We start from the raw sequence: 15,454 nt of genomic DNA, 5'->3' as shown, positions 1-15,454 counted from the left end.
ACGCACGCATCGTGGGCGACTCCCGACGAACAGCCGTTCGGCGGCTCCTTATGAGCATTGTCACGAGTCCGGATCGCGGGATCGGCGGTAAGGCATGCCTAAGCTAGAGGCTCATCCGCGCAGTTCAGCAGGCCCGGTACCCGACCGGGCCCGGTTGCGCGCGAGCGCGCAGGAGGAGAGTGCATGACCCGCCCGCTGCGAGTGGCGATCGTCGGGGCCGGACCGGCCGGTGTGTACGCCGCCGACATCCTGGCCAAGTCCGAGACCCCGGTCGAGATCGACCTGCTGGACCGGATGCCCGCGCCCTACGGCCTGATCCGCTACGGCGTGGCCCCCGACCACCCCCGCATCAAGGGCATCGTCAGCGCGCTGCACCGGGTGTTGGACAGGCCGGGCATCCGGTTCCTGGGGCACATCGACTACGGCGTGGACATCAAGCTCGACGACCTGCGGCGCCACTACGACGCGGTCATCTTCGCCACCGGCGCCGACCGGGATCGCGCCCTGGACATCCCGGGCATCGAGCTGCCGCACAGCTTCGGCGCCGCGGACTTCGTCTACTGGTACGACGGCTATCCGGAAGCCGCTCGCGACTGGACGCTGGACGGTCGGCAGGTCGCGGTGATCGGCGCGGGCAACGTGGCGCTGGACGTCGCCCGGGTGCTGGCCAAGCGGGCCGACGACCTGCTGACCACCGAGATCCCGGACAACGTCTACCGCGGTCTGAAGGACTCCCGGGTCACCGACGTGCACCTGTTCGCCCGGCGCGGCCCGGCGCAGGCCAAGTTCACCCCGCTGGAGCTGCGCGAGCTCGATCACCAACCAGAGGTGGAGATCATCGTGCACCCCGAGGGCTTCGAGCTCGACGAGGCCAGCGAGGCGGCGATCCGCAGCAGCAATCAGGTCAAGACGATCGTCAGCACGTTGCAGGACTGGGCGCTGCGGGACCCGAAACACGACACCGCGCGCCGCCTGCACCTGCACTTCCTGCGCGCGCCGGTCGAGGTGCACGGCACCCAGCGGGTCGAGGGCCTCGGGGTCGAGGTCATGGAGCTCACCGGGGATGGCAACGTGCGCGGCACCGGCGAGTACGAGACCTACCCGGTGCAGCAGGTCTACCGCGCGGTCGGCTACCTGAGCTCGCCACTGGCGGACATCCCCTTCGACCACGGCTCCGGCACGGTGCCCAACGACGGTGGCCGGGTGCTGGACCTCGACGGTGCGCACATCCCGGGCGTCTACACCACCGGCTGGATCAAGCGCGGACCGGTGGGCCTGATCGGGCACACCAAGGGCGATGCCCTGGAGACCATCAACAACGTGCTGGCCGACGAGACGACGATGCCGCACGCGGAGCAGCCGTCGCCGGAAAGCATCCTGCGACTGCTCGAAGAGCGCGGTGTCGAGTACACGACATGGGAGGGCTGGGGCCGCTTGGACGCACACGAGAAAGCGCTGGGCGAAGCCGAAGGCCGCGAACGCATCAAGGTCGTCCCCCGCGAGCAGATGGTGCGAATCTCCCGCCCCCAGCACTGACCACGCCGTCCCGCACGACGGCGCGACCGGCGCCGTTCCCCGTTCGGATGAGAGGTGAGGGGCACCCGTGCCCCAGTTACTTGGTCACGGGTGCCCCTCACCTCGACCTCATCGTGTGAAGGCGCTGCGGTGCCAGCTTCGAGAGCGGGCCGAGCGGTTGGCGACATTTCCGGGCAAGAGCAGAGTCGGTGCGTGATTTCGAACGGTGTCCGGCTGGTCGGGTGGTGGGGCGTATTACGGTGTGGATGACAGCACTCGTACCGCGCAAAGGATGGGCACGTTGACCGCGACCGAACGGATTCCGGACACCACCCAAGCCGAACTCGACACCGTCCTGCAGCGAGCCGCCGACGCCGCCGACGCCTTCGGCGCTCAGTCGCCCGCCACCCGCGCCCGCCAGCTGACCGCGGTCGCCGACGCGCTGGACGCCGCCAGCGGCGAGCTGGTGCCGCTGGCCATGGCCGAGTCCAACCTGTCCGAGGGTCGGCTGACCGGCGAACTGGGGCGCACCACCTTCCAGCTGCGGCTGTTCGCCGAAGTCCTCGACGACGGCAGCTACCTGCAGGCCACCGTCGACCGCGCGGACGCCGGTTTCGCACTCGGCGCCAAGCCGGATCTGCGCCGCGTCCTGCAGCCGGTGGGCCCGGTGCTGGTCTTCGCCGCGAGCAACTTCCCGTTCGCCTTCTCGGTCGCGGGCGGCGACACCGCATCGGCGCTCGCGGCGGGCTGCCCGGTGGTGCTCAAGGCGCACCCCGGCCACCCGCGGCTTTCGGTGCGCACCGGGGAGATCATCGTCGAGGCACTGCGGGCCGCCGGGGCACCGGACGGCGCGTTCAGCGTGGTGCTGGGCTTCGAGGTCGGCACCGCCGCGCTGCGGGACCCGCGGATCAAGGCGGCGTCGTTCACCGGATCGGTACCGGCCGGGCGGGCGCTCTTCGACATCGCCAACTCGCGGCCCACGCCGATCCCGTTCTTCGGCGAACTCGGCAGCCTCAACCCGGTTTTCGCCACGCCCAGCGCTGTTCGCGCCCGCGGCGAGGAGATCGCCAAGGGCTACGTGACGTCGTACTCGGGCAACGCCGGTCAGCTGTGCACCAAGCCGGGCCTGCTGTTCCTGCCCGCCGACCACGGCCTGGACGACGTGCTGGCCACCGAGTCGAAGGCCGTCGCGGCGCACCGGATGCTCAACGAGCGGCTGCACCAGGGCTACAGCGGGCGGCGCACCGCCGTCACCGAGGTGCCGGGCGTGCGGGTGCTGGCCGAGGGCAGCGCCGCCGACGAAACGGTGCCGACGCTGCTGAGCACCGACGTCGACACCCTGCTGGCCAACCGCGAGGCGCTGTTGGAGGAGGTCTTCGGACCACTGTCCATTGTGGTCACCTACGGTTCGGAGGACGAGGCGCGGCGGGCGGCCGAGGCGTTCGAGGGCAACCTCACCGCGACACTGCACGCCGAGGCCGACGACTCGGAGTTCGCCGCGAGCCTGCTCAGCCGACTGCGCGACCGCGCGGGCCGACTGCTGTTCAACGGCTGGCCGACCGGTGTCGCGGTCTCCCCGGCGATGCAGCACGGCGGACCGTACCCGGCGACCACGGACGCCCGCTTCACCTCGGTGGGCACCGCGTCCATCGACCGGTTCCTGCGCCCGGTCACGTACCAGAACGTCCCGCAGGACCTCCTTCCTGCGGCGCTGCGCGACGACAACCCGTGGGGCATCCCGCAGACCATCCACGAACCGAAGTGACGACCAGCTGATCCGAACGGGCACCGCGTCCACAGTGGACCGGTGCCCGTTCGTCATGCGGCGCGGGATCCCGGCCGGTGCGCGACGAGCAGCCAGGCCATCAGCGCGGATACCGCGACGCCGATGAGCGTGGCGATTCCCACCTCGCCTCGGACGGCGTAGGCCGCCGTCGCGGTGGTGAACACCCCGGCCGACATGCCGAAGGCGAACACCAGCGCCGGTCCGGCGGCGGCCACCGGCAACACGGCGGCCACCACCAGCAGCGCGCAGATGATGAGGTCGGGCACCAGGAACAGGTTGTCGGCGCGCCACGATCCGTGGACGAACAGGAATCCGAACGTCGTCAGGCCGAGCACCACCGCCACCGCTCGGCCGATGTTGACCAGTCGCGGTGCCGTCGTCATGGCCGGTTCCAGGCGGGCCGGTCGGCGCGGGCGGTGGGCACCACGACCTGCCCGGTGACGAACCGGCTCCACACGCCGAAGCGGAGCTCGTGCCGGGGCGGCGCGAAGCTCTCCACGAAGCTGTGCGTTCCGGTGGCGTCGCTGGTGGTCGCCCCGAACGACACCTGGAAGCGGGTGGTGGCCGAGCGCTCCAGCGGGGGCAGCGGCGACGGGAGCAGCTCGTCGGACGCCCAGCGGTAGTCCGCGCGGTACGGGTCGACGACGGTTTCGAAGGTGTTCTCCAGCACCGCACCGGTGGCCGGGATGGTGATCAGCACACCGCGCATGCCGTTGTCGTAGCGGGTGTTGAACACCGCGACCTCGGCCGAGGTGTCGGGGTAGATGACCGCCTGGCCGGAACCGACCTTCGACCCGGGTGGGCAAGCGTCAGGCCCACCGGCCTCGAAGTCGGCCCGCGCGCAGGTCGGGAACTTCTCCGGGTTGAACCGGATCGACTTGTCGAAGAGGAAGACGAACCGGTTCGCCGGGGCGGGCTTCGCGCCGCTCTCGGTCCGGCTCGTGCGGTCGAAACCGATCTCGATGCCCAGCGGCGATCCGCCGTCGGGGCGGACCGACACCGCGATGCTGTCGATGTTGACCGGCCCTTCGACGATCGGCTCGTCAGGTGGGGTCGGGCCATCCGGCGTGGGCACCGGATGGTTTCCGGCGCTCGCCGTGCCGCTGGCCAGCAGCGTCACGGCACAGGCCAGTGCCGCGGCGGCGAAGGTGGGTCTTGATCGCATCGTTCCTCCCGAAAACCGTCTTTTCGAACCTCCTCGAACAAACCAGACATAAGGTATTCTTTTCGTAAAGTCTCGAAAAGAGGAGGACGCGGTGCCACTGGGCCGGTGGACTCCGCTGCACCACCCGGAGATCGAGGACGTCGTGCTCGACGACGTGCTGCAGGCGCTCGCCGACCCGACGCGCCGCCGGATCGTGCGGCTGCTCATCGACGAGGGCGACCGGCCGTGCGGAACGTTCGGCCTGAACATCGCCGCGTCAACCCTCAGCCACCACTTCCGAACACTGCGCAAAGCCGGAATCCTCCGGCAGCACGACAGCGGACGGCGCCGGATCAACACACTGCGCCTCACCGAACTCGACAACCGGTTCCCCGGCGTCGTACGCACAATCCTCCAAGCAGCAGACGACTAAACACCCGCACGCCACGCCCGGCGCCGGTACACCGCCACCACCACAGATGCGGTCGCAACCAGCTTCGCCACCACCGCGACACGAGCCCCCAAGTACTCGGACGGAGTACGGGTGAAGGGCACCTTTCGCCAACTAACTTGGTAAAAGGTGCCCTTCACCCACCACTCGATCGGTGGGGAGTCGAACCGGAGCGGAGCTGGCGTCGTGCGGGTTCACCTGGACGGTGCATGAGTGAAGGGCACCTTTGACCGGCATAGTCGGTCAAAGGTGCCCTTCACTCGGTTCCGGGCCACTCACGGGACCTCGATCAGTTCGTTGGTGCCGGACCAGCAGATGCTGAAGCATTGATCAGCGGCGCCGACGCCCCGGCGAATATCAAGCTGGGAAGGCAGGTCGATGCGCGTCTGCAACGTCAGAGCGCGCTACACCGAGAGGCGGCTGCCTTGTCCTTGCACGCGATTGTTGACGAGTCCGTGCTCCAGCGGACTCAGGGCGACGGCGCTGTGCTGAACGAGCAGCTGAAGCACTTGATCGAGATGTGTGACCATCCGCAAGTCACTTTCCAGGTGATGCCGTTCAACACCGGACCAGGCCGAGGGCACCTGGGGTCCTTTAAATGGCTTGGTTTTCCGCGACCGAACGACCCGGGTGTCGTGTACGTGGAGAACCAACTTGGAGGCCTGTACCTGGAGGAGCCAGAGGAGATCGAGCAGTTCAACGCAGATTTCAATCACTTGAGTGCGGAGGCGCTGTCCACACATGATTCCAAGGGACTGCTGATCGATCTCTTGAGAGGTAGCTAACCGATGATCGACTTCTACGTTCGCGACTCCACCGAGTTAGTCGGAACTTGGCGAAAGAGCAGCTGCAGCGGCCCCAACGGCGGCGACTGCGTCGAGGTTGGCATGGCTTGGCGGAAGGGCAGCCGGAGCGGTCCTAACGGTGGCCAATGCGTCGAAGTCGGCCTCGGAGAGTCGGTGACCGGGGTGCGGGATTCGAAGGATCCGAGCGGACCGGCGTTGTTGTTCGGGCCTGATGCGTGGGTTGGCTTCCTCAGCGGTGTCAAGGCGGATCGCTTCGACCGCTGACCGGCGACGATGGGTGCGCGAGCCGGGGCTCCGGCGCCCGCCGAGCACGCTCACGCTGGCCTCAGTCCCGGCGCTGGTACACCGCCACTGTCACGGATGGTCGGTGTGCTGGGTCGAGGCAGGGCGGCGATGCGGGTCCGCAGATTCTCGGACGACGTGTGCCAGTGGTAGTTGATCACCTCGGGCGGCGCTTCTTTCCGCAGTAGTTGATCGCTGGCTTTGGTGCGTCGCCGCACGCCGGTGGTGAGGTGCTGGTCCTGTTGTGCGGTGCGCCTTGGCCGCCGTCTAGCGACGACTGTTGGGGTTGCTGGTGCGGTCGTCATCCTGATCGGCGGTGGGGGCTGTGGTCCACTGCAGGAGGAAGCGCAGTGCTTCCTCGGAGGTGGTGTCGGGTTCTGCGGTGAAGGCGACTAGCTGCTGGTCGGGGTGGGTGTCGACGGAGAACTGCTGGACGTTCAGGTCGAGGGTGCCTGCCACCGGGTGGTGGTAGGTCTTGTTGAGCTGTCGTGCGCCGCGTACCTGGTGGCTGGCCCACCAGGTACGGAAGTCCGGGTCGCGGACGCTCAGCTCGCCGACCAGCGCGCTCAGGGTCGGGTCGTGGGGGTTTCGGCCTGCTTCCATGCGTAGGACTGCGACACAGTCACGGGCGGCGCGTGGCCAGTCCGCGTAGAGGGATCGGAACGTGTTGTCGAGGAAGGTCAGCCGGATCAGGTTGCGCTCGGCAGGGGGCAGCGCCCCGAAGTCGGTCAGCAGGGCGGCGGCGCCGCGGTTCCAGGCGAGGACGTCCATGCGGCGGTTGAGGACCATCGCAGGGATGTCGGGCATCGTGTCCAGCAGCTGCCGCAGCCGCGGCGCCACCTCCGACCGACCGGCTTGCCGGACGGGAGCCGCCGGGGCGACGTCGGCCACGGTGAACAGGTAGTCGCGCTCGTCCGGGGTGAGCCGTAGCGCGTCAGCGAGTGTGTCGAGGACTGGGCGGGAGACCCGGCGGGTGCGTCCCTGCTCCAGCCGGACGATGTAGTCGACGCTCACGTGCGCGAGCTGGGCCAGCTCCTCCCGGCGCAGGCCCGGGACGCGGCGCAGCCTGCCGTCGTCGGCTATGCCCGCCTCATGCGGGTCGAGCGCGGCGCGGCGGGCGCGCAGGAATTCGCCCAGTTCGCTGCCTTCGGTAGCCACGGCTCCAGTCTTCCGGAGATCGTGGCCGCCTGCCTGGTACTGGCCTGCATACGCAGGTTCCTCCCTGGTATCCCGCACCGGGCGGCGCGACGGTGGAAGTCGTTGGACATCCACTTCGGACGACTGGAGAGCACCACCCATGAGGACAGACGTCACCTTCCTCAGCGCCGGCATGAAGATCGCCGGCCACCTCTACACCCCCGAGGACGCTGCCGGTCCGCGCGCGGCCCTCGTCGTCGGCCACCCCGGCAGCAGCGTCAAGGAGCAGGCCTCGGGCCTGTACGCGCGGCGCCTGGCCGAGCAGGGCTTCGTCACCCTCGCGTTCGACGCCGCCCACCAGGGCGAGAGCGAAGGCGAGCCGCGCGGCCTGGAGGATCCGGCCCAGCGGATCGAGGACATCAAGGCCGCGGTCTCGTTCCTCACCACCCGGGACGAGGTCGATCCCGACCGCATCGGGATGCTCGGCATCTGCGCCTCCGGCGGGTACGGCCTCGCCGCCACCGCGACCGAGCACCGCATCAAGGCCCTCGGCACGGTCAGCGCCGTCGACGTCGCCCGCCAGTTCCGACTCGGCGCCGACGGCACCCAGGACCCCGCCGTCATCCAGGGCATGCTCGACGCGGCCGCAGCGGCGCGCACCGCCGAAGCCCGCGGCGAGGGCGTCCAGACCTTCGATCTCTTCCCCGACACCGAGGAGGAGGCCCGCGCGGGCGGACCGCACGTCTACGAAGGCTGGGAGTACTACTGCACCCCACGTGCCGGGCACCCGCGCTCAGCGAAGTCGTTGACCTGGAGCAGCGTCGACCGCATCGCCACCTTCGATGCCTTCCGCTCCGTCGACCTGATCGCGCCGCGCCCGCTGCTCATGATCGTCGGCCGCGAGGCGGTGACCTCCTGGATGAGCGTGGAAGCGTTCCAGAAGGCGGTCGGCCCGAAGGAACTGCACTGGATCGAGGGCGCCGTGCACAACGACCTCTACGACAAGGACGAGTACGTCACGCCAGCGGTCGCGAAACTGACCGACTTCTTCAGGGGCCACCTGTCCGAGACCAGCTAAACGAGTCCCTGAGCATCGCACGCGCCACGCCTGGCCACCCGACGCAACACCTGGGCAAATGCTCACGCGATGCTCATCTGCACGCGGCAGTGCCTCAAATCGGCGCGGAAACTACGACCCGAGTGTCCTTTTCCGTTCCTCGGTGTGCCATCAGAAGGCATCGACTGGTACCTGCAACTCGCCTACGCGGCAATGGAAAAGGGCTGGCGGGACGGCAACCAGGCAGTGCCCGAATGGTTTCTCCACATAGGACCCAAATGGGGAGCCAGCGAGATCCATGAATCTCGGGTACGTGCCGGGCTTGCTTCAGACGAGGTCGTACGCGTCAGCGGTGATTCGCGATGGTCCAACCGCGACTGAGCGCACGCTGGCTTCAGTCCCGGCGCTGGTACACCGCCACTGTCACGGATGCGGTCGGTGTGATGGGTCGAGGCAGGGCCGCGATGCGGGTCCGCAGGTCCTCGGGCGTGGCGTGCCAGGCGCTGGGGCCCATCGCTACCACCGCCTCGGTTTCCGCCTCGTCGAGGGATAGCGGGAACTGGCAGGTCTGCTGGGACACCGGGGTGAACCGGTCGGCCAACTGTTCGGTCAGCCGCTGCTGCTTGTGCTCGTCGACCTTGAGCAGGTCGAGCGCGGCGACCAGCCCGGCGAGGTGGTCGGAGTTCGGGACCACCACCACGAGGTACCCGCCGGGGCGCAGCACGCGGTGCATCTCGGCGGCGTTGCGCGGCGCGAAGACGTTCAGCACCACCGACGCCGCCCCGGTGCGCACCGGTAGCGGCTGCCACGCATCGGCCACCACCGCACCCAACCTCGGATGGGCCTTGGCGGCGCGTCGGCAGGCGTACTTCGAGACGTCGAGCGCGACTCCGATCCGCTGCGGCGACTCCGCCAGCACGCGGGCGAGGTAGTAGCCGGTCCCGGCCCCGAGGTCGACCACGCAGCCCTCGACCCCTGCCACCGCCGCGGCCACCGCGTCGGCGATCGGTGCGTAGTGGCCCGCGGCGAGGAAGTCAGCCCGAGCCGCGACCATCGCCGCGGTGTCACCGACCATCCGGCTCCTGCCGGACAGCAGGCTCACGTAGCCCTGCCGGGCGATGTCGAACACGTGGTTCGTCGTGCAGCGCAACGTGTTCCCGGCCCGGTCCAGGTCCGAACCGCAGTGCGGACAGGCCAGCACCGCCACCACGTCGTCCAGCACGTTCGCCCTCCACCCCGTCGGTAGGAGATTCTAGAAGTCGTCGACCGGCTGGATGGTGTGGGCAGATGTGGGAGTGGGTTTCGGCACCCGACTACTGGGCCGCGCGGTTCGCGGTGCAGCACCTGCTGGCGCTCGGCTACCTGATGGGTTTCGTCAGCGCGGTCCGCCAGTTCCGGGGCCTGCTCGGCGAGCGCGGCCTGACGCCGATCCCCCGGTTCCTGGCGCGGGTGTCCTTCGGCCAGGCGCCGAGCCTGTTCCACCTGCACTACTCCGACCGGTTCTTCGCGGGCGTGGCGTGGCTCGGCGTCGTCGGGAGCGCGCTGGCGCTGGTCGGCCTCGCCGACATCGCACCGCTGTGGGCGTCGATGGCGTGGTGGCTGCTGCTGTGGCTGCTGTACCTGTCGATCGTCAACGTCGGGCAGGTCTGGTACTCCTTCGGCTGGGAATCGCTGCTGCTGGAAGCGGGCTTCCTGGCGATCTTCCTGGGTCCGGCGGCAATGCCGCCACCGGCGCCGGTGCTGTGGCTGCTGTGCTGGCTGCTGCTCCGCCTGGAATTCGGTGCCGGGCTGATCAAAATGCGCGGCGACGCGTGCTGGCGGGATTTCACCGCGCTGTACTACCACCACGAGACGCAGCCGATGCCCGGCCCGCTGAGCTGGTGGTTCCACTGGTTGCCGGGACCGCTGCACAGGATCGAGGTGGCCGCCAACCACGGCACCCAACTGGTGGTGCCGTTCCTGCTGTTCGCCCCGCAGCCGATCGCCACCACGGCGGCGTTGATCATCGTGATCACGCAGGTGTGGCTGATGTTGAGCGGGAACTTCGCCTGGTTGAACCTGCTGACCATCACGCTGGCGTTCGCGGCGATGGACTCGTGGCTGCTGCGCTGGGTGACGCCCGCGCCACCGCCGCTGGCCGACCCGCCGCGGTGGTTCGTAGCGGCGGTGCTGGCCGTGACGGTCGTGTTCGTGGTGCTCAGCTACTGGCCGGTGCGCAACATGCTGGGACGGCGGCAGGTGATGAACCGCAGCTTCAACAGGCTGCACCTGGGCAACACCTACGGCGCCTTCGGCAGCGTCACCCGCACCCGCTACGAGGTGGTCGTCGAGGGCGCGGCCGACGCCAACGCGCCGTGGCGGACGTACGAGTTCAAGGGCAAGCCCGGCGACCCGCACCGCCGACCGCCGCAGGTGGCGCCCTACCACCTGCGGCTGGACTGGCTGATGTGGTTCCTCGCGATTTCGCCCAGCTACGGCCGAACCTGGCTGCCGAGCCTGGTGGAAGCGTTGCTGCGAGGCGAAGAACCCGTGCTGCGGCTGCTGCGCCACAACCCGTTCCCAGAGCAGCCACCGGCCCTGGTGCGCGCCGAGCTGTACCGCTACCGCTTCGCGACCCGCGCCGAACGCCGGGAAACGGGAGCCTTCTGGATCCGCAGCCGGGTCAGCGACTTCGTCCCGCCCCTGTCCCTGGCCGACCTGAAGTGATCAGCCGCGGGCGGAGAGCTCGCCGCGCGGACCTTCACTGAGCGACGCGGGACGGGACCGCGTCTGCTCCGCGCGTCGGCCGCCGTAGCGCCCGGCGCCGAGGCTCACCTCGCCGGTCGGCCCGGCGGAAACCTGGTGCAGGCTCGCGGAAAGATCGGCTTCCAGGCCGCCGGGCAGCTTCAACCGAACCAGCAGCGGCAGCAGGAAACCGATCGCCACCATCGCGACCAGCACCGGTGTCAAGCTGCCGAGCAGCACGGTGGGCACCTGGTACCGCAGGAAGAACGCGCTCCACAGCAAGGCCAGCATGACCAGCGAAACGGCGATCAAGGCCGTGCTGCCGACCACGCTGGAGCGAACTCGCCGAATGCGCTGCTCCGCCAGCACCCGCACGCGGTGCGCCTCGGAGTGGCGGCTGTCGAACTTCTCCACCCGCCGCAGGTACCGCATCGCGCGGCGGAAGTGCAGCGCGGACAGCTGGGCGTCGCCGCTCTCCCCGATCTTGTACGCCGCCACCCCGGCGACGAAGTACGGTTCGGCCTCGTCGGCGGCCGAACCGATCGCCTCCCGAGCGACCGCCAGCGCCTCCAGGTAGAGGTCATCGCTGCCGGTGGCGTCGCCGCGCTGGACCAGCAACCTGGCCAACTCGACCTGCAACCGCCACTTCGGCAGGTCGCAGTCCGCCCGGTCCAGCGCGTAGCGCAGCGGCTCCTCCGCGCTCAAGAGGTCCCCGGAGGACCGCGCGACGGCGCGGGCCAGCCCGATCGCGGCGGTTCCGTTGCCGGGCTCCAGCACGGTCGCCCGGCGGAACTCCGGTGCCGCCCGCCCGGCCCATTCCCCCGGCTCGCCGCCGTCGATGTCCCGCTGGAGGTGGAGGTTGCCCAGCTCGATGTGCGCCTGCACGTCGTAGAAGTCCCGTTCCACCGCCTTGCCGAGCAGTTCCGCCGCCTCGTCGAAACGCCCCAGTTGGCTGTACAGCGCGGCGAGATCGACGTAGGCGCCCTGGTGCGGGTCGAGGTCGACGGCGGTGCGCAGGTGGTACTCGGCGGTGGCGTAGTTGCCCCGGCGGAAGTGCAGCACCCCGGAGAGCACGTGGGCTTCGGTCGAGTACGCGTCGTCGGCCAGCACTCCGACGCAGAGCCGCTCCACCTCGTCGTGGTGGGCGTCGAGCCCGCTGCGCAGCAGCGCCGAGGCCAGCGCCAGCCGGATGTCGGCAGCCGTCGGATGGAGCACCAGCGCCGCCCGGAACTGCCGCTCGGCTTCCGGGATGTCGTTGCGCTGCAACGCGAGCCAGCCGAGCGCTTCCAGCGCTTCGCGACGTTCGTCCACGGTCGCGGAGCCGTCCAGCAGTCCCCGGAACAGCTCCTCGGCGACCGGGAACCGCTTCTGCACCAACAGGATCCAGCCCAACTCGAACTGCAGCGACCGCTCGTGGGCGAACCTCGGCAGCATCCCGCGGACCAGCCGTTCCGCCTCGCCGTGCCTGCGCAGCTTGCCCAGGACGTTCGATTTCAGCAGCAGGGTGGTCAGCCGCAGCGGCGCGAGCGCCAGCACCTCGTCGCACTGCGCCAACGCCTTGTCCAGCCGGTTCGTCCACACGTAGATCAGCGCCAACTGGTGCTGGAAGTCCGGGTCGCGCGGGAAGCGTTCGAGCGCCGACCTGGTGGCTGCTTCGGCGTCGCGGAGTTCACCCATCCGGCACAGGGCGCTGATCTCGTCCAAGTACCCGACGTCGTAGAACGGATCCAACCGCTGCACTTTTCGGGCGGCCTCGACGGCCTCCGCGAACCGGCCCAGCCCCTCGAACGTCCGCCCGAGTTCCACCACCAGCAGCACCCAGTCCGGATGCCGCCGCATCTCCTCCCGCAGCAGCGCCAGGGCGTCGTCGAAACGGCCTTGGATGCGCAGCACTTTGACCTGGTTTCGGATCGCGACCGGTTCCCTCGTGCCGATCTGCTGACAGCGCCGGAACCGTTCGAGCGCGGCCTCGTAGCGGCCCTGCTCCGCCTCGCGCCAGCCGAGGCATTCGTGCACCGATTCGTCGTCGGGGAACCGCTCGGCCAGTTCCGCCGCCGCGGCGTCCGCGCTGCGCCGCAACTCCTCCAGGAATCCGATCCGGCGCACTCCGGCCGCCGCGTTGTCCGGGTCGAGTCGGATCGCCGTCTCGGTCTCCCGCAGCGCCTCGTCGTAGCGTCCCTGCCGGGAGTACTCCGCGATCAGGGCCGACCGCAGGTACCAGCCCTCGCCGCACGCCACCAGCCCGTCGTCCAAAGCGGACAGTGCGGCCTCATGATCACCTCGCGCGGACAGCACCAGGGAGAGTTCCTCGTGCAACTCCGGTCGGCGCGGCCGACGGCGCAACGCCTCCCGCGCCGCCGCCTCGGCCTCGTCGAGACGCCCCATCAGGCGCAGCGACATCACCCAGTGCTCCAGGCTGTCCGCGTTGCCGGGTGCCCCGTTCAACGCCTGCTCGAACCAGCCGAGCGCGGCTCGGTAGTCGTTTCGCTCGAAATACGCCTTGCCGAGGTGGTGGCACAGGTCCGGGACTTCTGGGAACTGCTGCTGGGCGGCTTCGGCCACCGCCAACAGCTCGTCGTAGCGGCTCAGCCTGGACAGGAAGTGCAGCCGGTTGGCGTGCAGTTCGAAACCGTTCGGGGCGTCGGCGAGGAACTGGACGCATGCCGCCAACGCCTCGGCTGCGCCGTACTGGCGGTCCAGCACATCGACCAGTTGGAACCGCAGTTCCTGGTCGTGCGGCTGGACTCGCAGGGCGCTCCGGGCGGCCTGTTCGGCTTCGGCCAACCGCCCGGCGCTCGCCAGCAACACCACCTCTGAATCGCGTGACCAGTGCGGATCGATGCGGAACGCTTGGCGCACCGCTTCGATGCTGTCGTCGTCGCGGTCCTGCGCGCTGCGCAGCCACGCCAGCTCGACGTGCAGCTGGGGCTGCTCGGGCTGGCGGTTCAAGGCATCGGTGAGCAGCTTGTCCGCTTCGTCGTACCGTTCGGCGTAACGCAGGAAAGTCGCGTGCCATTCGATGATCAGCGGGCTGTTCGGATGCATCGCGGCGGCCGCTTCGATGCGTTCGAGGGCCAACTCGCTCTGGTCGTGCGCTTCGGCGAGCCGGGCGCGGGTCACCAGCAGCTGCGGATCCTCGGGCCGGTGCCGCAGGGTCTCGGCCAGCACCTGGTCGGCTTCCTCGAACCGGCTCAGGTACTGCAGGTAGGAGGCTTTCCGGTTACCGGCGACGTGGTGCGCCGGGTCGATCCGCATCGCCTGGTCCAGGGCTTGCAGCGCGGCCGCGTAACGGCCCTGGTCGAGCCGCGCGTACGCCAGGGCGGACAGCAGGTCCGGGTGATCGGGAACCAGCTGCAACGCCTGCTGCGCGGCGGTCACCGCATCGTCGGCGCGGCCCAGGTACGCGAGCCCGTAGACGCGCGTGCGCAGGGCCTTGAGGTCCTCCGGCGCGACGTCGAGCGCGGCGTCGACCTGCGCCAACGACTCCTCGTCGCGGCACATCGAGGTCAGTGCGGCGGCTCGGGCCAGGCGAACCGGGACGCTGCGCGGAAACCGCGCCGCGGCGTCATCGGCGGCCACCAACGCCGCTTCGTAGCGAAACACGTTCGCCAACGCCTTGATCCAACGCGCCCGAACCGCGTCGGAATCGGGATCCAGTTCGACGGCGCGCTCGAAGTCAGCCAGCGCGGCGGCCGGGCCTTGGCGGATCGTTGCCACCCGCCCCCGCAGGATGCGCAGCTCGGCGCTGTCGCCGTGCGCCAGCGCCCGGTCGACGGCTTGCTGCGCTTCGACGTAGCGGCCCTGCTGCCGGAGCAGATCGATGTCGTCGAAATCGAGCTCGTCATCGGAGAACTCGCCCACACCCGCACCTCCCGGCCACCACCAGCGGCAGTTTGCCACCGGTGATCGCCGAGCCGGTGCGGATCGCCGAACTTCGCGGGCGGTTGTTGCCGGTTCTCGGCCAGGACGGCGACCCCTCAGCCCTTGGCGGCTGCTTCCAGGGTCGCGATGTCGAGCTTGCCCATGCCGTACATCGCCTTCATCACCCGGTTGGCCTTCTCCTGGTCGGGATCGGTGACCAGCTCCAGGAACCTGGTCGGCACGATCTGCCAGGACAGGCCGTACTTGTCCTTCAGCCAGCCGCAGGGTCCGGGCTCGCCGCCCTCGCCGAGCCGCTGCCACAGCCGGTCCACTTCTTCCTGCGAATCGCAGTGCACCTCAAGCGAGATCGCTTCGGTGAACTTGAACTCCGGACCGCCGTTGAGGCCCACGAGCCGCTGACCGGCCAGCTCGAACACCACCACCATGACCGTGCCCGGCTCCCCCGGCCCCGCGTCCCCGTAGCGCAGCACGTCGACCACGCGCGAGTTCTCGAAGATCCCGATGTAGAACTCCGCCGCTTCCTCCGCCTGGGTGTCGAACCACAGGTTGGGCGTGATCTTCTGGCTGATCTCGTACACGTCCGTCTCCCATCTTCTCGCCACTTCATGCGAGCACTGATGGGTTGGACCGGCCACCGCGGCAGAACTAATCGGTCACCTGGTCACAAATC

At 69.3% G+C, this 15,454-nt stretch carries 13 protein-coding genes and 1 pseudogene; 8 read left to right on the top strand and 6 right to left on the bottom strand.

Annotation, left to right across the window (positions count from 1 at the left end; translation table 11 throughout):
* The first annotated feature begins 183 nt into the window (after positions 1 to 183).
* Together ACTWQN_RS29055 and ACTWQN_RS29050 are read left to right on the top strand one after the other, a co-directional pair.
* The gene (locus ACTWQN_RS29055; RefSeq protein WP_443206786.1) at positions 184 to 1,536 is read left to right on the top strand and encodes an FAD-dependent oxidoreductase; all 1,353 of its coding nucleotides are present in this window, start codon (positions 184 to 186) and stop codon (positions 1,534 to 1,536) included.
* Positions 1,537 to 1,807: 271 nt separating this feature from the next.
* A complete protein-coding gene (locus tag ACTWQN_RS29050) occupies positions 1,808 to 3,280 on the top strand; it encodes an aldehyde dehydrogenase (NADP(+)) (protein ID WP_443206785.1) in 1,473 nt (490 codons plus the stop codon).
* 53 nt (positions 3,281 to 3,333) lie between these two features.
* Here the strand turns inward: ACTWQN_RS29050 and ACTWQN_RS29045 are convergent, their stop codons facing one another.
* The gene (locus ACTWQN_RS29045; protein ID WP_443206784.1) at positions 3,334 to 3,684 is read right to left on the bottom strand and encodes a hypothetical protein; all 351 of its coding nucleotides are present in this window, start codon (positions 3,682 to 3,684) and stop codon (positions 3,334 to 3,336) included.
* Positions 3,681 to 4,466 (bottom strand): hypothetical protein, encoded by a 786-nt coding sequence (locus ACTWQN_RS29040; RefSeq protein ID WP_443206783.1) that lies wholly within the window; start codon positions 4,464 to 4,466, stop codon positions 3,681 to 3,683. Before ACTWQN_RS29040 ends, ACTWQN_RS29045 begins: the two co-directional genes overlap by 4 nt.
* Before the next feature lie 91 nt (positions 4,467 to 4,557).
* Here ACTWQN_RS29040 and ACTWQN_RS29035 point away from each other — a divergent pair, with 91 nt between their 5' ends.
* From ACTWQN_RS29035 to ACTWQN_RS29025, 3 genes are all read left to right on the top strand, one after another.
* Positions 4,558 to 4,878 carry an ArsR/SmtB family transcription factor gene (locus tag ACTWQN_RS29035; RefSeq protein WP_443206782.1) on the top strand — a complete coding sequence of 107 codons (321 nt, stop codon included), beginning with the start codon at positions 4,558 to 4,560 and terminating at the stop codon, positions 4,876 to 4,878.
* Positions 4,879 to 5,222: 344 nt separating this feature from the next.
* Positions 5,223 to 5,681 (top strand): DUF5753 domain-containing protein, encoded by a 459-nt coding sequence (locus tag ACTWQN_RS29030; protein WP_443206781.1) that lies wholly within the window; start codon positions 5,223 to 5,225, stop codon positions 5,679 to 5,681.
* 3 nt (positions 5,682 to 5,684) lie between these two features.
* Entirely contained in the window at positions 5,685 to 5,966 is a 282-nt protein-coding gene (locus ACTWQN_RS29025) for a DUF397 domain-containing protein (RefSeq protein WP_443206780.1), read from the top strand.
* Positions 5,967 to 6,251: 285 nt separating this feature from the next.
* Here ACTWQN_RS29025 and ACTWQN_RS29020 read toward each other — a convergent pair whose 3' ends face one another.
* On the bottom strand, positions 6,252 to 7,142 hold the full coding sequence (locus tag ACTWQN_RS29020; RefSeq protein WP_443206779.1) for a helix-turn-helix transcriptional regulator: 891 nt from the start codon (positions 7,140 to 7,142) through the stop codon (positions 6,252 to 6,254).
* 139 nt (positions 7,143 to 7,281) lie between these two features.
* Between ACTWQN_RS29020 and ACTWQN_RS29015 the strand changes: the two genes are divergently transcribed.
* Entirely contained in the window at positions 7,282 to 8,199 is a 918-nt protein-coding gene (locus tag ACTWQN_RS29015) for an alpha/beta hydrolase (protein ID WP_443206778.1), read from the top strand.
* A 277-nt stretch (positions 8,200 to 8,476) separates the two neighbouring features.
* Positions 8,477 to 8,536 (top strand): annotated as a pseudogene (locus ACTWQN_RS29010) (hypothetical protein); the annotation flags it as partial.
* 36 nt (positions 8,537 to 8,572) lie between these two features.
* Here the strand turns inward: ACTWQN_RS29010 and ACTWQN_RS29005 are convergent.
* Entirely contained in the window at positions 8,573 to 9,400 is an 828-nt protein-coding gene (locus ACTWQN_RS29005; RefSeq protein WP_443206777.1) for a putative RNA methyltransferase, read from the bottom strand.
* A gap of 65 nt (positions 9,401 to 9,465) precedes the next feature.
* On the opposite strand from ACTWQN_RS29005, the gene ACTWQN_RS29000 reads away from it, so the two are divergent.
* The gene (locus tag ACTWQN_RS29000; RefSeq protein ID WP_443206776.1) at positions 9,466 to 10,884 is read left to right on the top strand and encodes a lipase maturation factor family protein; all 1,419 of its coding nucleotides are present in this window, start codon (positions 9,466 to 9,468) and stop codon (positions 10,882 to 10,884) included.
* On the opposite strand, the gene ACTWQN_RS28995 is transcribed toward ACTWQN_RS29000, so the two are convergent.
* Positions 10,885 to 14,763 carry a tetratricopeptide repeat protein gene (locus tag ACTWQN_RS28995; RefSeq protein ID WP_443206775.1) on the bottom strand — a complete coding sequence of 1,293 codons (3,879 nt, stop codon included), beginning with the start codon at positions 14,761 to 14,763 and terminating at the stop codon, positions 10,885 to 10,887.
* 116 nt (positions 14,764 to 14,879) lie between these two features.
* Entirely contained in the window at positions 14,880 to 15,362 is a 483-nt protein-coding gene (locus tag ACTWQN_RS28990; RefSeq protein ID WP_443206774.1) for a VOC family protein, read from the bottom strand.
* Between the last annotated feature and the right edge of the window lie 92 nt (positions 15,363 to 15,454).

The organism is Saccharopolyspora antiqui, from assembly GCF_052246905.1.
Classification (GTDB): domain Bacteria; phylum Actinomycetota; class Actinomycetes; order Mycobacteriales; family Pseudonocardiaceae; genus Saccharopolyspora.
The sequence above is the reverse complement of the archived record's forward strand: the minus strand, read 5'-3'. Positions and strand labels throughout refer to the sequence as shown.